The following is a 21,183-nucleotide window of genomic DNA, read 5'->3' on the forward strand; positions in this document are numbered from 1 at the left end:
GGTCACCAAATTGAAGGGGAATTGCATGACCATTGACGCCATCTCTTCACATAGCACCAAACATCTGGTGCTTGACGCCGTGGGCCCCGGCAGCGGCTTTGGCTGGCGCGGCTTGCAGGAGCGGCTGTTTGCCTATCTGTTCCGCGGGCTGGTTTACGCGCAAATCTGGGAAGACCCTGAAGTCGATATGGCGGCGATGGAACTGCAGCCGCATCACCATGTGGTGACGATCGCTTCGGGCGGCTGCAATGCGCTGAGCTATTTGATGGCGGGGCCGGCGCGGGTGACGGCCGTTGATCTCAACCGGGCGCATGTGGCGCTGGTGCGGCTGAAAATCGCGGGTGCCAAATATTTGCCGAATAGCGAAAGCTTCTACCGCTTTTTCGGCGAGGCTGATGATGCGGCCAATCCTGATCTTTATCGCCGCTTCCTTGCCAGCCAGATTGACAACGAAACGCGCGCCTATTGGGAAGGGCGCAATCTGTGGGGCCAGAAGCGCATCGACGGGTTTGCGAAAAACATCTATCGTCGCGGGCTGCTCGGCAAGTTCATCGGTGCGGGCCACATGGCGGCGCGCTTTTATGGCTTGAACCTGCAGAGCTTTCTGGACTGCCAGGATCTGGGCGAACAGCGCGCTTATTTCCATCAGCATATCAGCCCGCTGTTTACGCGCCGCCTGGTCAAGCGTGTGACCAAATCGCCGATGGCGCTGTTTGGCCTGGGCATTCCGCCGGCACAATATGATGCGTTATCTGGCGGCGGCAATATGGGCGAGGTTTTGTACGAGCGCCTGCGCCGCCTCACTTGCGATTATCCGCTGAGCGAAAATTATTTTGCCTGGCAGGCTTTTGGCCGCGCCTATGCGCCGGACGCTTCGGGCCCACTGCCGCCCTATCTGCAAGAAAAGAATTTCGATGTGCTGCGTGACCGCGCCTCGCGTCTCAGCGTGCATCAGGCGAACATGACGCATGTGCTGGCGCAGGCCCCGTCGGCCAGCGTGGACCGGGTGGTTCTGCTTGATGCGCAGGACTGGATGACGGACGAACAGCTCAATGCCCTGTGGTGTGCGATCACCGCGGCGGCTGCGCCGGGTGCGCGGGTCATTTTCCGCACGGCTGGCGCTGATACAATCTTGCCGGGCCGATTGACGGAAGATGTGCTGTCACGCTGGACTTATCTTGAGAAGAAGTCAGCCGATCTCCATACCCGCGACCGGTCTTCCATCTATGGGGGCTTCCATGTCTACGAACTCAAGGCTTGAGGCGGACTCACTTGCCCATGCCGAAAGCATGGACCGCATCTATGGTGTGCAGCGGCATTTCTATGATGCCACGCGCGCTTATTATCTACTGGGCCGCGACCGGATGCTGGATCAGCTTGATCTCGCGCCCGGCGAGACGGCGCTTGAGATCGGCTGTGGCACAGGGCGCAATCTGATCGGCGCGGCGCGGCGCTATCCTCAGGCAAAGTTTTTTGGCTTCGATATTTCATCGGAGATGCTACGCAGCGCGGAGCGTTCCACTGCAGGCGCAAACAACATCACGCTCGCGCTTGGTGATGCCACGCAGTTCAATGCTACCACCATGTTCGGACAAGCGCAGTTTGACCGGCTTTATTTCTCCTACACGCTGTCGATGATTCCGGATTGGCAGGCTGCACTCACCCAGGCCTTCGCTGCGGTGAAGCCGGGTGGCGCGCTGCATGTGGTGGATTTTGGTGACTGTGCGCACCTGCCCGGCTGGTTCAAGCGCGGGCTCTACTCTTGGCTGGCGCAGTTTCATGTGACACCGCGCCTTGCACTTGAGGATGCGCTGAAACACTTGGGCCGCGCGGAGATCGCACGGCCCTATCGTTCTTATGCACTGATCGCGAAAGTCGTGAAGACTTAGGCGACAATTGCACTCGGCATTTGTGGCTTGGCCATGGGCCGGAAAGCCAGGATCGTGAGGAAGGACGCAAGGCCCATGCCTGCGGCACCGGCATAGAGCCAGAAATAGCTGGCGAATTGATCATAGATCAGGCCACCAGCCAAAGGCCCCAGCGCCATGCCCAAACCACCTGCGGCTGAAATGCCGCCGATGATGGTGCCCATCATGCTGACCGGGAAATTCTCGCGCGCCAGTGCCGAGTATAGCGGCATCACGCCGGCATAGGTGAAGCCGAAGAGCGCGGCCACCACATAGAAGCCCGGCAGCTGCCCGACGAAGGCGTAGCACAAAGCCAGAATGGCTTGCGCGAGAAGGCCCACAGCCACCACCTGCTTGGCACCGAATTTATCGCCTGCAAGGCCAAAGACCAAACGCCCACCCATGCCCGCGAGACCCTCAACCGTATAGATCGTGCTGGCCAGAACGAGAGGAATACCGCAGGTCATGGCATAGCTGATCGTATGGATGATCGGGCCCGAATGGGTGGCGCAGCAGAAGAAGTTGGTGAGCGCAAGAATGACAAAGGGTGGCGATTTCAGCGCGTCGCCTATCGACATTTGCGGACCTGCCGCAGCGTTTGGAGCAGCGCCTTGCGCCATCGCTTCGAGGACAGGCGGGCGGCGGATGAAGAAGGACAAAGGCACCATGGTGGCGCCGACGATCACAGCCATAGTGAGCATAGATACGCGCCAGTCATGATGAGTGATCAGCCAGCTGGCCAGCGGCGTCATGGTGGCGGGAGCAAGCCCCATGCCGGCCGAGACAAGCGAGACGGCAAGCGCCACGCGCGTGTCAAACCAGCCCGCCACGGTGGCCATCAGCGGCGCCATGATGGCCGATGCGGCAACACCCGCGAACACGCCGTAGAACAGCTGAAAGAGCGGAAGCGATGGCGCTTGCGACGCCAATGCCAGACCGACCGCCAGCAAGGCCGAGCCGCTCAATACCACTTTGAAGGGGCCGAGCCTGTCGGTCAGCGTGCCGGAGATGAAGCCGCCGAACGCCATGGAGAGAAACGCGATGGTCATGGCGGCGGAAATGCCGGTATGCGACCATTTCGATTGTTCGGCCATGGTGGTGATGAAAACCGGCAGAGCGAACAGCGCGCCCATGGCGATGCAGCCGATGAGACCGCCCACCGCCACGATCACCCAACGATAAGAATTTTGCATGGCTTGCTCCCAGTACTTGTGCTTCATTGATTATGTTGATATCAACATATTATGAAGCAGGATGCAAGTGGGCTGCCGGTCGATGTGGTTTTTGAGGTACGGGACCGCTGCCTGTGCCTGGCCACGCAGCGTGCCGCCCGCAAACTGGCCCGGCGGTTTGACATTGCATTTCGCCCGCTGGGCCTGACCCATGGACAATTCTCTATGATGGTGGCGCTGAATGCCAAGCGGCCGTGGAGCATGATGGAACTGGCCAGTTTTCTCGGCATGGACCGCACCACACTCACCGCAGGCGTTGCCACGCTGGCCCGGCGCAAACTGGTGAAGCGCGTGGTTGATCCGGAGGACCAGCGCAGCAAGCAGGTGTTCTTGACACCAGCCGGGCAGAAGCTCATCGCGCAAGCCGTGCCGATCTGGCGGGCAGAGCATGCAAAACTCGATCGGGAAATTACCATGCCCGTCGCAGATCAGGCGCGCGCTTCGATGATGCGGCTTTCGGCTTAGCCGATGGCCATCAAACTCGCATTGCCACCGGCAGCGGTGGTGTTGATCGAGGTTGAGGTTTCGGCCATCAGCCAGGCGGGATCATAAGGCGCGCTTTGCGCGAGGATCACCGGGCCGGGCAAGGCGGCCAGCGCCTCCAGCAAACTGCGCAGCGCCGCGCCTTCGGCTTCAACCAGAGCCGCCGTGTAGGGACCTGATGTTTGCCATGGCGCATTGAGGCGCAAGGCCTCAGGCACTTTGAGCTTTGGCGATGCGGAGACCACGGCTTCATTGCCGGTTTCGGCAATCAGGCGCAGTTGTTCGGCGAGGCCTTTCTCGGTCTGCGGCAGGCAGAGAACGCGGCCACGCGGGGCCAGCTTGTACAAATTGCGCTCACCCACCGGGCCGAGCAATTCGATTTCCGTTTTGGGCATCGCAGGCGCTGCGCCGCGCACCAGACGATGCAGATAGAGCGGCCCGCCGGCCTTGGGGCCGGTGCCGGACAGGCCGTGACCACCGAAGGGTTGCACACCGACGACGGCACCAATGGTGTTGCGGTTCACATAGACATTGCCAGCATGGACGCGCGCCGTGACATCTGCCACGGTTTCATCGAGCCGCGTATGCAGGCCGAAGGTGAGGCCGTAGCCCGTTCCATTTACCTCGTCGATGAGTTGGCCCAGATCATCGCGCGCAAAGCGCAGCACATGCAGCACGGGACCAAAGACCTCGCGCTGCAATTCGGACATGGATGAAATCTCGATCAGAGTGGGCGCCACGAATGAGCCTTGGCTGGTTTCAGAATCCATCTCAACGCGCGTTACCGGGTGATCCTTGTCGGCCATCGCGCTCACATGGCGTTCGATATTGGTTTGCGCTTCTGCCGTGATGATCGGGCCCACATCGGCGCTGAGGGTGGACGTGTTGCCCACGCGTAATTCCTGCATCGCGCCCTTCAGCATGTCGAGCGTGCGGTCGGCGACGTCTTCCTGCAGACAGAGCACGCGCAAAGCCGAGCAGCGCTGGCCCGCACTGTCAAAAGCCGAGGCAATCACATCGCCTACCACCTGTTCGGCGAGGGCGGAGGAATCGACGATCATCGCATTCTGCCCGCCGGTTTCGGCGATCAGTGGAATGGGGCGGCCTTCAGCGGAAAGCCGCTTCGATAGTGTGGCATTGATCAGGCGCGCGACTTCGGTGGAGCCGGTGAACATCACGCCTTGAGTCTCAGGTGCTGCGACCAGTGCCGCACCGATGGCGCCATCACCGGGCAGGAATTGCAAAACGTCTTTCGGCACACCGGCCTGATGCAACAGCTTCACGGCCTCGTATGCGATGAGCGGCGTTTCCTCTGCCGGCTTGGCCAGCACCGCATTGCCTGCCACTAAGGCGGCGGAGACTTGGCCCAGGAAAATCGCCAGCGGGAAATTCCATGGGCTGATGCAAGTGATGACACCGAGGCCCTGCTTACCTTGCAAATGGGTGCGCGCTTCGGCGGCGTAGTAGCGCAGGAAATCCACTGCTTCGCGCACTTCAGCTATCGCATTGGCGGCGCTCTTTCCGGCCTCGCGCATGATGAGGCCCATGAGTTCCATCATGTTGGCTTCCAGCAAGTCGGCGGCGGTTTCGAGCATTGCGGCGCGGTCTGCAGACGGTTTTGCGCTCCATGCCGAGTAAGCAACGGCGGCGGATTTCGCTGCGGCGGATACTTCGGTGGCGCTCATTTCGGCAACGGTGCCGACTTGATCTGCGTTGTTGGAAGGATTGAACACGGCGCGCGCCTTGGCGGCTTTCGCCTTGCTGGCGAGCAGCGGTTTTGCATCCCAGCTTTTGGCGGCGCTCAAGGCCAGTGCCTTGGCTAGTTCCGCGAGCGCACCTTCATTGGCGAGGTCTATGCCTTTGGAATTCGCACGCGCGCCGAAGATGGAACGGGGTGCCAAGATCGCCTCATGCGCGGCACCCAATGGCGAAATATGGCTGGCGGCTTCTGCCGGGTCGGCCAGCAATTCATCCACCGATACATCTTCATCGGCGATGCGGTTCACGAAGCTGGAATTGGCGCCATTCTCCAACAGGCGGCGCACGAGGTAAGCCAGCAGCGTTTCATGCGTGCCGACTGGTGCATAGATGCGGCAGGGACGGGCGAGGCCTGACTTTCCCACCACTTGATCATAAAGCGGCTCGCCCATGCCATGCAGGCACTGGAATTCATAATCGCCGAGGCGGAAATCATCGCCCGCCATGTGATAGATGCTGGCCAGGCTTTGTGCATTGTGGGTGGCGAATTGCGGGAAGACGGCATCGCGTGCTGCCAGCAGTTTTTTGGCGCAGGCGATGTAGGACACATCGGTGTAGATCTTGCGCGTGTAAACGGGGAAGCCTTCCAGGCCATCAACCTGGGCGCGCTTGATCTCGCTGTCCCAATAGGCGCCCTTCACCAAACGCACCATGATGCGGCGGCCACTGCGGCGGGCGAGATCTATGATGAAATCGAGCACGAAGGGGCAGCGTTTGCCGTAAGCCTGCACGACGAAGCCAAGGCCGTTCCAGTTTTTCAATTCTGGATCGAAGCTGAGGCTTTCGAGAAGATCGAGCGAGAGTTCCAGACGGTCGGCTTCTTCGGCGTCAATGTTGAAACCGATATTGTAGCTCTTGGCGATGGCCGCGAGTTTCACCACGCGCGGCAGCAGCTCGTTCATCACGCGGGCGGCTTGTGATCTGGCATAGCGCGGATGCAGTGCTGACAGCTTGATGGAAATGCCGTCGCCGGCATAGGGCCCCTCGCCCGCGCTTTTACCGATGGCGTGGATGGCGGCTTCGTAGGATGCGTAATAGCGCCGCGCATCGTCTTCGGTGGTGGCGGCTTCGCCCAGCATGTCGAAGGAAAAGCGGTAGCCCTTGTCATGGCGCTTCGCCGCATTGGCCAAGGCTTCCTCGATGGTTTGGCCGGTGACGAATTGTTCGCCCATTAGGCGCATCGCCATGTCCACGCCGGCGCGGATGACAGGTTCGCCCACGCGCCCGATGAGGCGGCCAAGGGCCGTAGCGAGGCTGGTATCATTGACACTCGCTGTGAGCTTGCCAGTGACGACGAGGCCCCAAGTGGCGGCGTTGACGAAGAGCGAACGGCCGCCGCCCAGATGCGCGGCCCAGTCGCCGCCGGAAATCTTGTCGCGGATCAAAGCATCGCGCGTGGCATCATCGGGGATGCGCAGCAAGGCTTCGGCGAGGCACATCAGCGCCACGCCCTCCTGGCTATTCAGCGCGTATTCCTGCACCAGGCTTTGCACGCCGCCCTTGGGCGGATTGGCGCGCAGGCGCTCGATCAGTTGGCGGGCGGTGGCGGCGATGGCTTTCTTTTGAGCTGGGGTTTGCATGGCAGCATCGATAAGCGGTGGCACGCAGTCCGGTTCGGGTAACCGATAGGCTTTGGTGATGGCCTGACGCAGCGGCGTGGCCGGGCGGACCGGCGGGGCGAATTGGGCGAAGGGATTGGGGGCAGCTTTGCTCATGGGGCAGTTTTAGCACCTGGAATTGCGGCTTTGGTCTTACATTTTACTCCAGAACAGGATATTGTTCCAAGAATATAGACTTTGATAGGCAATTGTCCTGAATGCAACAAACCAACAGTGATTTTGACCAATTCGACCGCAAGATCCTCGATTGCGTGGCGGTGGATGGCCGTATTTCGATCACTGATCTTGCCACGAAGATCGGGCTTTCCAAAACGCCAACGCAATTGCGGCTGAAGCGTTTGCAGAAGGAAGGCTATATCGAGGGCTTCCGTGCGGTGCTCAATCCCGCAAAGTTGGGGATTGATCATGTGGCCTTTGTGGAAGTGAAGCTTTCTGACACGCGCGAAGACGCGCTGCAGAAATTCAACAACGCGGTGAAGCGCGTGCGCGAGGTTGAAGAATGCCACATGATTGCCGGTGCGTTTGATTATTTGCTGAAGGTGCGCACCGGTGACATCAAGAAATACCGGCAGGTGCTGGGCGAGAAAATCACCAGCCTGCCGCATGTGGCCAACACATCGACCTTTGTGGCGATGCAGTCGGTGAAGGAAAAGTGATCAGCTGTTCGGGCCGATGATCATCTGGTCGTAATCGACCAGCGCGCCGGTCATCACGCCGGAATTGGGCGACAGCATATAGGCGATGAGATGCGCCATCTGGTGCGGTTTCACCAATTGGCCCATGGGTGCGGCGGCTTCAGCCTTTGCCAGCCAATCATCCGGTGCGTTGTGCCACTTCTTCTGCACCACATCTTCATTCGGCGTATCCATCCAGCCCGGCAGCACCGCGTTGCAGCGGATCTTGTTGAAGCGGTAAGCATGGGCGACGTTCTTGGTGGTGGCTGCCAGCGCCGCCTTGGATGAAGAATAGGCCGTGAGGAACGGCTGGCCGCCATGGCCGGACATAGAAAGAACATTGACGATGGAGCCGGGCTGCTTGGCATCGATCAGGCCCTTTACCACGCCTTGCATCAGCATTATCGGGCCGAGAACATTGGTGTGATAGATCTGGTCGAACAGTTCAGGCGTGGTTTCCAGCAGCGTGCCGCGCGCTGAAGTGGCTGCGGCGTTACACAGTGCATTGATGACACCAAATTTCTTCGTGGCCTGCTCCACTGCGTTCAGCGCCGCTTTGCCGTCGGACACATCGGCGCTGATGAACAGCGCGGAGGCGCCATCCTTCTCCAGCTCCGCAACCGCCTTGGCGCCCTTGTCCTTGTCGCGGCCGATGAGGGCGATGGATTTGCAACCTTCCGCCACGAGCTGCTTGGCGGTGGCAAAGCCGATGCCCTGAGCGCCGCCGGTGACGATGGCCTTGGTGTTTTTGTTCTGGTCGTTCTGCATGCTTCACCTCAATAATGGAACATATATTCCATCTTGCAAGTGAAATGGAAGTATTATTTCAAAGCTTCCGTGCGCCACAAATGCACGCGCAGGCCGCCATGCAGGACGGGAGCGGAAGGCTTGATGAAAGGCAGGCCGGTGGCTTGCGCCAGCGCCTTTTCGTTGGTGACAAGACCCACGCGCCAGCCCGAAAAGCCTTCGCGCAACGCTTGACCTAAGGCGGCGTGGAGGCCCGTGAGCTTCTTCACATCACCGATGCGCTTGCCGTAAGGCGGATTGACGATGACGAGGCCGGGCGGGCCTTCGGGCCGTCGCAAAGCGCTGACCGGCGCTTGCGCAAAGTCTGTCATCGACGCGACCCCCGCGCGCTCGGCATTGGCCTTGCTGGCGGTGATGGCACCGGCATCGCGGTCGAAACCGGTGAAGCGGAATGGCAGGTCCACAGCGGGTTTAGGCAGGCGCATCTGCGCCCAGGCGGCGGCGTCGAAGGTCTTGAGCTTTTCAAAGGCGAAGGCGCGGTCGCGGCCGGGATGCAGGCCACGCGCAATTTCGGCCGCTTCTAGCACGAAAGTGCCGGAGCCGCACATGGGATCAAGCACCGGCTCGGTGCCCACATAACCGCATTGGCGCAAGAACAAGGACGCCATGGTTTCGCGCAAAGGTGCCTTGGCCATCGCTTCCTTGTGGCCACGCTTGTGCAGCAGCGCGCCCGATGTATCGATGCTGATGGTGCAGATGTCTTTCTCGATGCGGGCCATAACTTCCACATCGGCATCTTCAGCGATGGTGAGACCTGCGGCTTTCAATGCATCTTCCACGCGCTGCTTCACGGCACCCGAATGATAGATGCGCGAGGCCTTGCAGGCGGCGGAAACTTTCACCGGCGTATCTGCGCGCAGGATTTCATCCCACGGAAATTTGCGGGCTTTCTTGTCGAGCTCCGACAGATGACTGGCGCGGAATGTGCCCAGGCGGGCGAGAACGGCACCAGGCCCGCGCAATTCCAGATTGGCGCGCCAGACTTCGGGCCATGCGCCATGGATGGTCACGCCGCCTGCATGTTTGCCGGTGACGTCAAAGCCTGCCGCAGCGGCTTCTTCAGCCACGACCCGTTCAAGGCCCGGTGTGGACAGGAGGAAGATTTCGAAAGTCTGCATCCTACATCAGCACGCGCGCGATGGTGCGGGTCACCGCGCGTGGCGCAAAACGCGTGCCTTGCGCCATGATCTTGTTGTGCAGGCCGGTGACCACGAAGGTCTTGTTACGGGCCAGTGCCTTGAGGCCGGTATCGACCACACTTTCGGGAGAGCCGGCCAGTTTGGCGAGGCCGATCTGCGTGGCGCCCGCCGTTTCGAAAAATTCTGTCCTGGTCGGGCCGGGGCACAGGCATGAAACATGGATGCCGTGCTTCTTTACTTCGTCATGCAGCGCTTCCGAGAAGCTGAGCACGAAAGCCTTGCTGGCATAGTAAATCGACATTTTAGGTCCGGCCTGGAAGGCGGCGGTGGAGGCCACATTGAGAATGGCGCCGGATTTGCGCGCGATCATCTCCGGCAGCACGGCGTGGCTGAGTTCGATCAGGCTGGTGCAATTCACATTGACGATGTTGGTTTGCGACTCAGGCGTCTGCTCGGCAAAATTTCCGAGTGTGCCGAGGCCGGCATTGTTGATCAGCGTGGAGATGGTGAGCTTCTGCCCGGCCACAGCTTTCATCAGCTTTGCCGCAGCACCTGGTTCGCCCAGATCTGCCGTTTCAACGAAAACTTCGACGCCGTGAGCGGTCTTCAGCTCCTTGGCCAAAGCTTCGAGCCTGTCTTTGCGACGCGCCACCAGAACGAGATTCTGTTTCTGCGCAGCAAGCTTCTTCGCGAAAATCACGCCCAGCCCGGCTGATGCGCCGGTGACCAATGCTACGTCCATGTTCTGTCCCCTGTCCTGATCAATGATCAGCACATACCACAGATTCCCGCTTTCGCGGGAATGACGGTAAAGGATTTAGTGGACGCGCTGGCCCGCCACATAGGTGGCGCTTATGGCGCGGTCATCGCCCAGCAGTGCCAGCGAGAACAGCACGTCTTCCAGCGATTGCGAGAGTGGATGGCGCGCGGCGAGGACGGGGGTGGCTTCCGGATCCAGCACGATCACGTCAGCGAATTTGCCGACATCGAGCGAGCCGGTTTCAAGCTCGATCTTCAGCCGCCGTGCATTGCCCAATGTGGCCATGTGAAATAATTCGGTGGCCTTTAGTTTCAGGCCGCACAGCATCTGCACTTTGTAAGTCTCACCCAAAGTCTGCAGCATGGAATAACTGGTGCCGCCGCCCACATCGGTGGCCAGCCCGAGCGACACGCTGCGCAAGTGATCCATCGACATCAGGCCGGAGCCGAGGAAGGTGTTGGAGGTGGGGCAATGCACCACCGTGCCGCCCGCTTCACTCAGACGGTTCGCTTCGCTTTCGGAGAGATGGATACCGTGGGCGAACAGGCTGCGATCGGTGAGAAGTCCGAAGCGTTCATAGACTCCCAGATAATCGTGATCATTGGGGAACAGTTCCTTCACGCGCGCGATCTCGCCCAGGCTTTCGGAGAGATGCGTCTGCATCAATGCGCCAGGACAATCCTGCAGCACTTCGCCGGCCAGCTTCAGTTGTTTGTCGCTGGAGGTAATGGCAAAGCGCGGCGTGACCGCGTGGCGCAGGCGGCCCTTGCTGTGGAAGGCCTTGTGCAGCGCCAGCGTATCGATGGCTGATTGTTCGGGATCATCCTCGACGGCGGGGATGGCGCCACGGTCCATCATGGTTTTGCCAGTGATGAGCGCCATGTTGCGCTTGGCGGCAGCGGCGAACAGCGCTTCGGCACAGACTTTGTGTGAGGAACAGAAGGCCAGCGCCGATGTGGTGCCATTGCTGAACAGGCGCTGCAGGAAGATTTCTGCGGCAGTATCGGCGTAAACGCGGTCGGCGTAGCGCGCTTCTTCGGGAAAGGTGTAGCGCGACAGCCAATCGAGCAGATCGACAGCGGCTGCAGCCAACATGCGGTATTGCGGGAAATGGATATGGGCATCAATGAAGCCCGACATGAGAAGCTTCTTGCCGTGATCATCGCGCTCGATATGAGAGAAGGCTTCCGGCAACAAAGCCAGCGGCCCGCGCCAGAGGATGGTGCCATCATCGCCGGCCACCAGCCCGCCACGTTCTTCATGCACGACCTGGTGTGGCTCGGCGCCGAAATGCACCAATTGGCCGATGAGCAATTTTGTCATTCTTCGATCCGGTCTTCCAGGCGGAAACGGATGATGCGGCCCACCTGTTCCAATGCAGTTTCGAATTCCGCATCGGTGTCATTATGGATGCGTTCTTCAAATCCGGAAAGAATTTGATTTTTGGTCGCGCCACGCACCGCGAAGATGAAGGGAAAGCCGTTCTTTTCCTTGTAGGAATCGTTGAGTTCAGTGAAGCGGGCAAATTCTTCTGCCGTCAAAGTGTCGAGGCCTGCACCCTTTTGTTCATTGGTTGAATCTTCCGTGAGCTTGGCGCGGGTGGCGAGATCGGGATGGGCGCGCAGCAAGGTGATTTTCGCGGCGTCGCTGGCATCACGCATGGCGCGGCGGAAGGCCTTGATCATCGCGTCGCGCGAGGCGAAGGGGGCTGCGGCGAAAGCCTCTTGCGCCACCCAGGGCGAATGTTCGGCAATGTCGCCGAAGACGCGCTCAAAACCTGCCGCATCAAGGGTGTTCACTTCATTCAGTTTCATAGGAGGTCCGAAATCATTTCAGTTTGGCAATCCAAGCGCCGAGCTGGTCACGCTCGTCCTGGGTCATGCCGGTCTTGTTGCCGAGTGGCATCGAATGATTGCGCACCGCCTGCGCGTCAATCTGCACGGCGTATCGCTTCAGGTCATCCACCGATGCAAACATGATGCCCTTGGGGGCTTCCTTGATGGTGGGATCAGTAGGCTTGGCCGAATGGCAAGCGGCGCAACGCTGAGTGACGATGGATAGCGCCTGATCATCGCTGACCTGGATGTTGAGAGCCGGTTTGCTTGAGGGCTGCGTTAGCAGCATCGCGCCAGCCAGCAGCAGCATAATCACAGGCACGGCCCAGCCGATCTTATCCATGCTGTCGCCCACTTCATGGCGCAGCAGGAAATAACGCCCCAGGCCGCCGAACAGCACAATGATGCCGACGAGCGCCCACGCCTGCGGATAGCCAGTGATGACGGCATAGTGATTGCTGGTCATCATGAAAAGGACCGGCAGCGTGAGATAGGTATTGTGGGTGGAGCGCTGCTTGCCGATCACGCCATATTTGGGATCGGGCACTTCGCCCTTGAGCAGGGACGCGGTGATCTTGCCCTGGTTGGGAATGATCACGCCGAACACATTGGTGGCCATGATCGTGCCGATGAAAGCGCCGACATGGATGAAGGCGCCACGGCCGGAGAAGACGTGAGAGAACCCCCAAGAGGCGGCCACGATCATCGCATAAACGCAGAGCGCCAGCACACCGGTGCTCTTGCCAATGGGAGAGCGGCACAGGGCATCGTAAATGAACCAGCCTGCAATCAATGATCCGATGCTGATGCCGGAGGCCTGCCAAGCGTTGAGCGGCATGACTGCAGGATCAACCAGGTAAATATCGGCCTGCACATAATATTGGATGATGAGCAGCAGGAAGCCGGTGATCCAGGTGAGATAGGCCTCCCATTTGAACCAGATCAGATGCGGCGGAAGATTGTCGGGGGCGGAGAGGTATTTCTGCACATGGTAGAAACCGCCGCCATGCACTTCCCAGGCTTCGCCCGCCACGCCCTTGGGCAGCGGCACATCCTTGCGCAGTGAGAGATCCAGGGCGACGAAATAGAATGACGTACCGATCCAGCTGATGCCGGCGATCAAATGGCCCCAACGGACCAGGATGTTCAACCAATCAAGAAGGAATGGATCGAGTTGCATGGCTTTCGGCTTGCTTACAAGAAATGGCCCTCACCCTTGCTGCCGCAAAGATGAGGGCCGGGATCAAACTACATCTTATTGCGGCAGCTTGTCGTCGATGCCCTTGATGTAATAGTTCATGCCAAGGATATCGCCAGCGGGCAGCGGCTTTCCGGCTTCGCCGACCGTGGTGCCATCCTGCTTGGTGAGCGGGCCAGTGAAGGGCTCGACCTTGCCAGACTTGACGTCGTCATAGGTCTTCTGGGCAAGCGCCTTCACGTCGTCCGGCATGTTGGTGAACGGCGCCATGGTGACGGTGCCTTCAGCCATGCCATCCCAGTTCTGCTCTTCCGACTTGTAGGTGCCGTCGAGCATTTCCTTGACGCGGCGCACATAGTACGGGCCCCAGCTGTCAATGGTCGAGGTCAGCTGCGAATGCGGGCCGAACTTGATCTGGTCGGAAGCCTGGCCGAAGCCGAACTTCTTCTGCTCTTCAGCAACGGTGATCGGAGCCGCAGAGTCAGTGTGCTGCACGATGATGTCAGCACCCTGGCTGAACAGAACCTTGGCGGCATCGCCTTCCTTGCCCGGATCAAACCAGGTGTTGACCCAGATGATCTTGACTTTGAAGTCGGGGTTCACTGAATGCGCGCCGAGCAGGAACGAGTTGATGCCCATCACCACTTCCGGAATCGGGAAGGAGACGATGTAGCCAGCGGTGCCGGTCTTCGACATCTTGGCGGCGATCACGCCTTGCACATAACGGCCCTGGTAGAACTTGGCGTTATAGGTCGACACGTTCGGCGCGGTCTTGAAGCCCGTGGCGTGTTCGAACATCACCTTGGGATATTTGGCAGCGACCTGGAGGGTCGGTTCCATGAAGCCGAACGAGGTGGTGAAGATGATATTGCAGCCATCACGGGCCAGGCGTTCAATCGGGCCTGCCGCATCAGCTTCCGGCACGTTTTCAACGATCTTGGTTTCGACCTTGTCGCCGAGCTCTTTTTGGAGCTCCTTCACGCCTTCATTGTGCTGGAAGGTGTAGCCCATGTCGCCGATGGCGCCGACATAGACGAAGCATGCCTTCACCTTGTCCATCTTGTCGGCAGCGTCAGCCGAGGCATAGGCAGAGCCCAAAGCCGCAGCGGCGATGGCCGCAGTCATCAAAAGTTTCTTCATCAAAGTTCTCCCTGTTTGAACAAAAAAATCAACGGTCAGCCACGAAGGGCTGGCCAAGGCAAGCCGGTGTATTGGCACGCAGCAACCGCCGGTTTCCGGAGATCACCACAAGTGCCACTATCGTGACAAGGTAGGGCGTGCAGGACAAGAGCTGGGACGGAATGCCCCAGCCAAAAGTCTGCACCGTGTAGGAAAGAATGGAGATGGTGCCGAAAAGATAGGCACCGAAAATCACTCTTTTAGGCAGCCAGGTTGCGAACACCACAAGGGCAAGCGCAATCCAGCCGCGGCCCGCCGTCATGTTTTCAACCCATTGCGGGGTGTCCGCCACGGAAAGATAACCGCCGGCGAGACCCGCGCAGCCACCACCGAAGACCACGCATGCATAACGCAGGCCAACCACGTGGAAACCCATGGCATGAGCCGAAGTATGATTGTCGCCAACCGCACGGATCATCAGGCCGGGCCTGGTGCGGAACAGGAACCAGGAGACGAGGCCCACGAGGATGAAAGAGAAAATGATCAGGACATTGATGCCGTAGAAGCTGGGCAAGCGCTGGATCGGCTGGCCCACAAATGCCTCACCCAGCAGCGAAGACAGGCCAACACCCAGCAGCGTGACGGCAAGACCGGTGGCGACCTGGTTGGCCAGCAAGGTGAGGGTGAGGAAACCGAACAGCAGCGCCATCAAAGCACCGCCGAAAATCGAGGCGAACAGCCCGATATAGGGATTGCCGGTGATGAAGGTGGCGCCGAAGCCGGTGACGGCGCCCATGATCATCATGCCTTCAACACCGAGATTGAGCACGCCGGACCGTTCCACCACCAGTTCACCGATGGCGGCGATCAGCAAAGGCGTGGAGGCGGCGATGATGGTGATCGCTATGGCGTAAAATTGTTCCATCAGTCCTGCTTGCTCCGGGATGAGACCCATTTGATGCGGTAGAGGATGAGTGTGTCGCAGGCGAGTACGAAGAACAGCAGCACGCCCTGGAAGACCTTGGCGATTTTGTCTGGAATCTGCAGCGTGGTTTGCGCGGCTTCGCCACCGAGGAATGTGATGGCAAGAAGCACGCCGGAGAAGATCGCGCCAATCGGATTGAGCCGGCCGAGGAAGGCCACGATGATGGCAACGAAACCATAATCAGGCGTGGAATAAGGCGTCTGCAATTGGCGGCCCACGCCCATCACGTCGCAAGCGCCAGCGAGGCCCGCAAGGCCGCCCGAAACCAGGAAGCAGAAATACACGGCGCGGTTCATCGAGAAGCCGGCGAATTTGCCCGCGCGCGGGGCGGCACCTAGAGTGCGCAGTTCAAAGCCTTTCAGCATGCGCCACATCAGGAAGCCGAGGCCGAGAGCGATCACTACGGCAAAGAGTGCGCCGAGATGAATGTCGCCCCAAGTGGGTAGGGTTTGCCAGCCGGCGAAATTCACCGTTTTGGGGAAGTTGTAGCCCTTGGGGTCGCGCAGCGCGCCGCGCACCAGCCAGTCAAACACCAGCCCGGCCACATAGACCAGCATCAGCGAGGTGAGGATTTCATTGGCATTGAAGCGCACTTTCAGGAAGGCCGGAATCAAGGCCCAGAGCGCACCACCCAGAATGCCCATCAGCAGCATCACAACCATCACTTCCGGCGTCTGCCACGAGGTGAAAATCGCTGGGATAAGGCCAGCAAACAGCGCACCCATGAAAAGCTGGCCCGCAGCGCCGATGTTCCACACATTGGCCTGATATGAGAGTGCGAGGCCAGACGCCATCAACACCAGCGGGGTGGCTTTGACCACCAGCTTTTCCAGATTCCATTCATCAGTCAGCGGTTCAAGCCAATAGACATAGAGGCCGTGCAACGGATCAACGCCGCGGCCCCAGAAGACTAGCGCGCCGAATATCAGTGTGAGACCGATGGCGATCACCGGCGACAGCAGCGCCATGGTGGCTGAGCGTTCGGACCGCTTTTCAAGTCTAAGCGGCATCGGTCACCTCATGCGCGCCGGCCATGGCCAGGCCGATATTTTCAAGCGTCCAATCCGAGCGCGGGCCGGCCTTGGAAAGCTGGCCGCGCGAGATCACTGCAATGCGGTCCGCGATTTCGAAAATCTCATCCAGATCCTGGCTGATGACGAGGACGGCAGAGCCCGACCGCGCCAGATCAATCAGCGCCTGGCGGATGGTGGCGGCAGCGCCAGCATCAACGCCCCAGGTGGGCTGATTGACGACGAGAATGCCGGGCTTGCGCTCCAGCTCACGGCCGACGGTGAATTTCTGCAGATTGCCGCCGGAGAGAGAGCGGGCCTCAGGATCAACCTTGCCCTTGCGCACATCGTAAGTCTTGATCACTTGCGCTGCCATGGCCAGCGCCTCGGACTTCCGGAGCACGCCATTTTTGGACAGTTTGCCATCCACCGAATGCAAGGTGAGCACAGCATTGTCGGAAAGCGCAAAGCCCGGCACGGCGGCGTGACCCAAGCGCTCTTCCGGCACGAAGGCGGCACCACGGCGGCGGCGCTGGGTTACATTTTCAAAACCGCAAGCGGCACCATCAATAATGACTTGGCCTGCCTTCTTGGCGGAAAGCTCACCCGATAATGCATCAAAGAATTCCGATTGGCCGTTGCCGGCCACGCCAGCGATGGCGACGAGTTCACCGCCTTGCACTTCCAGCGACACATCACGCAAAGCCACTTCGAAGCCATCGGCTTCGGTGCAGAGATGATCGAGATGCAAGCGCACTGGGCCCTTGGGCGGCGCAGAATGGGCGTGAACGGCGGCCACATCAGAGCCCACCATCATGCGGGCCATCGAAGCCGGCGTTTCATTCTTCGGAACGCAGGCAGCGACCACCTTGCCCTGGCGCATGACCGTTGCGGTGTCGCAAAGCTTGCGCACTTCTTCGAGGCGGTGCGAGATATAGAGGATGGCGCAGCCTTCGGATGCGAGGCGGCGCAGGGTGACGAAAAGCTGTTCAGCCTCTTGCGGCGTGAGCACGGATGTCGGCTCATCAAGGATCAGCAGTTTCGGATTCTGCAGCAGGCAGCGGACAATTTCCACGCGCTGGCGCTGGCCGACGGAAAGATCGGCAATAGTGGAAGCCGGATCAACCGGCAGGCCATATTCGCTAGAGAGTTTTTTTACGCGGGCCGAAAGCGTGCTCACATCAAATTTGCCGGGCATGGCGAGGGCGATATTTTCCGCCGCCGTGAGCGCTTCGAACAGTGAGAAATGCTGGAACACCATGCCCACACCGAGTGCGCGCGCTTCCGATGGGCTGGCTATCGTGACGGGCTTTCCCATCCATTCAAAATGGCCTGACGTTGGCTGCAGAGCGCCATAGATCATCTTGACGAGGGTGGACTTGCCTGCGCCATTTTCGCCGAGGAGGGCGTGGATTTTACCTGATTTGAGCGAGAGCGAAACGTTATCATTGGCCCGCAAGGTGCCAAAAACTTTGACAATATTTTTCGCTGCCAGAAGCTCCGTCATGACATCACCTTATCCAGATGCTGCGGTGCGGCAACAGGGAATTCAACAGTTTTCAACATTTGTTGCCATTCCAGCAATTGCACGGCCACGGTGGCGGCGATGACCGGCGGCAGCTTGGAATGGATCGCTTTCGATCCAATCGGGCACACCAGTCGTTCCAGCGCCTCGGCATTGTGGCCAGCTGCGGCGAGGCGTTTGCGGAAGCGCACTGACTTGGTGTCGCTGCCGATCATGCCGACGCGGAAGAAGTGATCCTGCCGCAGAGCGAAATCGGCGATCTCGAAATCCAGATTGTGGTTGTGGGTCATGATCAGGACCAGCCCACCCTCTTTCATTCCATCAAGCCCCCCGGCCCGGCAAATTACATTCTCGGGCACATAGGCTGGGAATGCGCCTTCGCGCTGGTCCCACCAGGTGATCCTAAAAGCAAGTGGAGCGAGCGCCAAAACCAGCGCCCGCCCCACATGCCCCCCTCCCCAAAGGTTTAAATGCGTCAAATCTTCAAGTTCGGCTTCCGCCATCGTCTTCACTTGCGCCATGTCCGCTATCGTCAAACTTTGCAGGCGCAGGCTGACGCGCCCGCCACAGCATTGGCCAAGATCGGGACCAAGTGAGCGCGTCATGGTGCGGATGATGCCGGGCTTGCCCAGCATCGCTTGCGCTTCCGCCATGGCGTGCCATTCCAAGGTGCCGCCGCCGATCGTGCCGGAATAGCCGCGCGGGGTGACCAGCATCTTGGCGCCCGCTTCGCGCGGGGTTGAGCCTTCGGCCTTGGTCACTTCGACCATGACGCAGGGTGCGCCCGACTCCAGAATGCCCGCTGCCTTTGCCCAGATATTCATGCTGCGGCCCCCATGCTCTTCACCGCCTTCATGATCGCCTCTGCGGTGGCGGGCGCATGGAGATCGGGCACCACGCCGGGCCTCAGGCTGGCCACTGCATTCATTACGGCGCACCAAACTGAAACTGGCAAGTTCAACGGCGGTTCGCCCACGGCTTTGGAGCGATAGATGCTGTCTTCCTTGTTGCCTTTGCTTTGATAGAGCACGACCTTGAAATGCTCCGGCACATCCGAGGCGCAGGGAATCTTGTAAGTCGAAGGCGCGTGGGTGCGCAGGCGGCCTTCCGCGTCGAAAACCAGTTCTTCGGTGGTCAGCCAGCCCATGCCCTGCACGAAGCCGCCTTCAATCTGGCCGATATCCAGCGCCGGATTGAGCGAACGGCCGACATCCTGAAGAATATCCACCTTGGTGACTTTCATCTCGCCGGTCAGCACATCGACCAGAACTTCTGAACAGGCAGCGCCATTGGCGAAATAGAAGAAGGGTTGGCCCTTTCCCGATGGCCTGTCCCAATGGATTTTTGGCGTGGCATAGAAGCCGGTGGAGGACAACGAGATGCGCGCGGCCCGCACGGCCTGGGCCAGTTGGGTGAAGCTCATCGCCTTCTTGCCGGCACTCACCACACTGTTTTCAAATTTTACTGCAGCGGGTTTGACCTTCCACAGCTTGGCGGCAAATTCAGTCATGCGCGCTTTGATGGTGTTGGCCGCGTTGAAAGCGGCCATGCCGTTGAGGTCAGTGCCGGAGGATGCGGCGGTGGGTGAAGTGTTCGGCACTTTGTCGGTGCGGGTGGCGGTGATGTTCACGCGCTCCACATCAATGCTGAAAACCTCGGCCACAACCTGCGCCACTTTTTGATAAAGCCCCTGCCCCATCTCGGTGCCGCCGTGATTGAGATGCACGGAACCATCGGTATAGACATGCACCAGTGCTCCGGCCTGGTTCATCTGGGTGAAGGTGAAGGAGATGCCGAACTTCACCGGGGTGAGTGCGAGGCCTTTTTTCAGCCAGCGGCTCTGCTTGTTGAACTTGGTAATCTCCTTGCGGCGCTTGGCATATTGCGAGGTGCGCTCCAGCTCGGACACGAGATTAACGAGCACGTGCTCTTCAATCTTCTGGCCATAGGGCGTGACATCGCGGCCCCGGACGTAGAGATTCTTCTTGCGTAGCTCCAACGCATCAATGCCCAGAGAGATGGCGAGTTGCTCCATCATCGCATCGGCAAAGATGATGCCTTGTGGGCCACCGAAGCCGCGATAAGCAGTGTTGGACACAGTGTTGGTGCGCAGGCGCCGCGTGCCGATGTGATATTCGGGGTAGAAATATGAATTGTCGGAATGGAACATGGCGCGATCACAGATCGCGTCTGACAGATCGGCTGAGTAACCGCAGCGGCCGAAGAGATCGACGGAGACACCCTTGATGCGCAGGTCCTTGCCGACACCCACTTCAAACTCCGCTTCGAAGTCATGGCGCTTGCCCGTCATGATCATGTCGTCGTCGCGGTCGAGGCGGCATTTGGCCGGGCGGTTCAGCTTATAGGCCGTGAGGGCAGCCAGGCACGCCCATTGTGCCGCCTGGCTTTCCTTGCCGCCAAAACCGCCGCCCATGCGCCGGCATTCGCAGGTGACCAGGGCATCATCAATGCCCAGCATATGCGCCACGAGATGCTGCACTTCGGTCGGGTGCTGGGTGGAGCAGTGCACGAACATGCCGCCCTTTTCCTGCGGCACGACGTAAGACACTTGGCCTTCGAGATAGAATTGTTCCTGCCCGCCGATGGTCAGTTTGCCCTTGTGGCGATGCGCAGAGGCTTTCAATGCGCCGGCGAGGTTTTTGCTGTTGAAGGCATAGGGTGGTGAAATATCCTGGGTGCCCATGGCCACCGCGTCGGCCACCGAGACAGCCGGCTTTTCCTTGGCCACTTCAATCACCGCAAGGCGCGTGGCACGGCGCGCGGCATCGCGGGTTTCACCCACGACAGCGAAAATCACCTGGCCATGAAAGGCAATCTCGCCGCGCGCGAGAACGGGATCATCATCCCGGCCCACCGGGCTGCAGCCATTGGTATGCGGAATATCTTCGGCAGTGAAAACCGCCAACACGCCGGGTGCAGCCCTAACAGCGGACAAGTCCAGCTTGGTGATCTTGCCCTTGGCAGCGTCCTTGGCATAGCCGGGGGCTACATGCACCGTGCCTTCGATTTCGGGAATGTCGTCGACGTAATTGGCAAGGCCCTGTACATGAAGATCAGCACTGTCATGCTTCAGCGACCTTCCAACTTGTGCGAGGGGGCGGGCCATCGGCT

18 protein-coding genes are annotated in these 21,183 nt (G+C 59.7%); 4 read left to right on the top strand and 14 right to left on the bottom strand.

Translation table 11 applies throughout. From position 1 onward, the window contains the following. The first annotated feature begins 25 nt into the window (after nucleotides 1-25). Both F8B91_RS09765 and F8B91_RS09770 read left to right on the top strand, forming a co-directional pair. Complete coding sequence (locus tag F8B91_RS09765; protein WP_196503514.1) at nucleotides 26-1,261, top strand: DUF3419 family protein; 1,236 nt, start codon at nucleotides 26-28, stop codon at nucleotides 1,259-1,261. After that, entirely contained in the window at nucleotides 1,239-1,889 is a 651-nt protein-coding gene (locus tag F8B91_RS09770; protein ID WP_196503515.1) for a class I SAM-dependent methyltransferase, read from the top strand. Before F8B91_RS09765 ends, F8B91_RS09770 begins: the two co-directional genes overlap by 23 nt. Here F8B91_RS09770 and F8B91_RS09775 read toward each other — a convergent pair. After that, complete coding sequence (locus F8B91_RS09775) at nucleotides 1,886-3,100, bottom strand: MFS transporter (RefSeq protein ID WP_196503516.1); 1,215 nt, start codon at nucleotides 3,098-3,100, stop codon at nucleotides 1,886-1,888. The two genes, F8B91_RS09770 and F8B91_RS09775, sit on opposite strands and share 4 nt — an antisense overlap. Before the next feature lie 51 nt (nucleotides 3,101-3,151). On the opposite strand from F8B91_RS09775, the gene F8B91_RS09780 reads away from it, so the two are divergent. Then, a complete protein-coding gene (locus tag F8B91_RS09780; protein WP_196503517.1) occupies nucleotides 3,152-3,604 on the top strand; it encodes a MarR family winged helix-turn-helix transcriptional regulator in 453 nt (150 codons plus the stop codon). Here the strand turns inward: F8B91_RS09780 and putA are convergent. Beyond that, a complete protein-coding gene (gene putA / locus F8B91_RS09785) occupies nucleotides 3,601-7,095 on the bottom strand; it encodes a bifunctional proline dehydrogenase/L-glutamate gamma-semialdehyde dehydrogenase PutA (RefSeq protein WP_196503518.1) in 3,495 nt (1,164 codons plus the stop codon). The two genes, F8B91_RS09780 and putA, sit on opposite strands and share 4 nt — an antisense overlap. A 101-nt stretch (nucleotides 7,096-7,196) precedes the next feature. Here putA and F8B91_RS09790 point away from each other — a divergent pair, with 101 nt between their 5' ends. Beyond that, entirely contained in the window at nucleotides 7,197-7,655 is a 459-nt protein-coding gene (locus F8B91_RS09790; RefSeq protein WP_196503519.1) for an Lrp/AsnC family transcriptional regulator, read from the top strand. On the opposite strand, the gene F8B91_RS09795 is transcribed toward F8B91_RS09790, so the two are convergent. The 12 genes from F8B91_RS09795 to xdhB form a co-directional block, all read right to left on the bottom strand. After that, on the bottom strand, nucleotides 7,656-8,441 hold the full coding sequence (locus tag F8B91_RS09795) for an SDR family oxidoreductase (RefSeq protein WP_196503520.1): 786 nt from the start codon (nucleotides 8,439-8,441) through the stop codon (nucleotides 7,656-7,658). 53 nt (nucleotides 8,442-8,494) lie between these two features. Continuing rightward, a complete protein-coding gene (locus F8B91_RS09800) occupies nucleotides 8,495-9,598 on the bottom strand; it encodes a THUMP domain-containing class I SAM-dependent RNA methyltransferase (protein ID WP_196503521.1) in 1,104 nt (367 codons plus the stop codon). 1 nt (nucleotide 9,599) lies between these two features. Beyond that, entirely contained in the window at nucleotides 9,600-10,361 is a 762-nt protein-coding gene (locus tag F8B91_RS09805; protein WP_196503522.1) for an SDR family NAD(P)-dependent oxidoreductase, read from the bottom strand. Nucleotides 10,362-10,436: 75 nt separating this feature from the next. Further along, nucleotides 10,437-11,702: a guanine deaminase gene (gene guaD / locus F8B91_RS09810; protein WP_196503523.1), complete on the bottom strand. Its 1,266-nt coding sequence runs from the start codon at nucleotides 11,700-11,702 to the stop codon at nucleotides 10,437-10,439. Beyond that, a complete protein-coding gene (uraD, locus tag F8B91_RS09815; RefSeq protein WP_196503524.1) occupies nucleotides 11,699-12,193 on the bottom strand; it encodes a 2-oxo-4-hydroxy-4-carboxy-5-ureidoimidazoline decarboxylase in 495 nt (164 codons plus the stop codon). Before uraD ends, guaD begins: the two co-directional genes overlap by 4 nt. A 13-nt stretch (nucleotides 12,194-12,206) precedes the next feature. Continuing rightward, nucleotides 12,207-13,394 (bottom strand): urate hydroxylase PuuD, encoded by a 1,188-nt coding sequence (locus F8B91_RS09820; RefSeq protein WP_196503525.1) that lies wholly within the window; start codon nucleotides 13,392-13,394, stop codon nucleotides 12,207-12,209. A 75-nt stretch (nucleotides 13,395-13,469) separates the two neighbouring features. After that, nucleotides 13,470-14,552, bottom strand: coding sequence for a BMP family ABC transporter substrate-binding protein (locus F8B91_RS09825; RefSeq protein WP_196503526.1), 1,083 nt, complete (start codon nucleotides 14,550-14,552; stop codon nucleotides 13,470-13,472). 28 nt (nucleotides 14,553-14,580) lie between these two features. Next, the gene (locus tag F8B91_RS09830) at nucleotides 14,581-15,456 is read right to left on the bottom strand and encodes an ABC transporter permease (protein WP_196503527.1); all 876 of its coding nucleotides are present in this window, start codon (nucleotides 15,454-15,456) and stop codon (nucleotides 14,581-14,583) included. Further along, nucleotides 15,456-16,526 carry an ABC transporter permease gene (locus tag F8B91_RS09835; protein ID WP_196503528.1) on the bottom strand — a complete coding sequence of 357 codons (1,071 nt, stop codon included), beginning with the start codon at nucleotides 16,524-16,526 and terminating at the stop codon, nucleotides 15,456-15,458. Before F8B91_RS09835 ends, F8B91_RS09830 begins: the two co-directional genes overlap by 1 nt. Further along, the gene (locus tag F8B91_RS09840; protein WP_196503529.1) at nucleotides 16,516-18,033 is read right to left on the bottom strand and encodes an ABC transporter ATP-binding protein; all 1,518 of its coding nucleotides are present in this window, start codon (nucleotides 18,031-18,033) and stop codon (nucleotides 16,516-16,518) included. Before F8B91_RS09840 ends, F8B91_RS09835 begins: the two co-directional genes overlap by 11 nt. Continuing rightward, nucleotides 18,030-18,875 carry a xanthine dehydrogenase accessory protein XdhC gene (gene xdhC, locus F8B91_RS09845; protein WP_196503530.1) on the bottom strand — a complete coding sequence of 282 codons (846 nt, stop codon included), beginning with the start codon at nucleotides 18,873-18,875 and terminating at the stop codon, nucleotides 18,030-18,032. The genes F8B91_RS09840 and xdhC overlap by 4 nt, the downstream gene beginning before the upstream one ends. Further along, nucleotides 18,872-21,178, bottom strand: coding sequence for a xanthine dehydrogenase molybdopterin binding subunit (xdhB, locus tag F8B91_RS09850; protein ID WP_246715008.1), 2,307 nt, complete (start codon nucleotides 21,176-21,178; stop codon nucleotides 18,872-18,874). The genes xdhC and xdhB overlap by 4 nt, the downstream gene beginning before the upstream one ends. Nucleotides 21,179-21,183: the final 5 nt, after the last annotated feature.

The sequence above is a fragment of the Aestuariivirga litoralis genome, assembly GCF_015714715.1.
Taxonomy (GTDB): Bacteria; Pseudomonadota; Alphaproteobacteria; order Rhizobiales; family Aestuariivirgaceae; genus Aestuariivirga; species Aestuariivirga litoralis_A.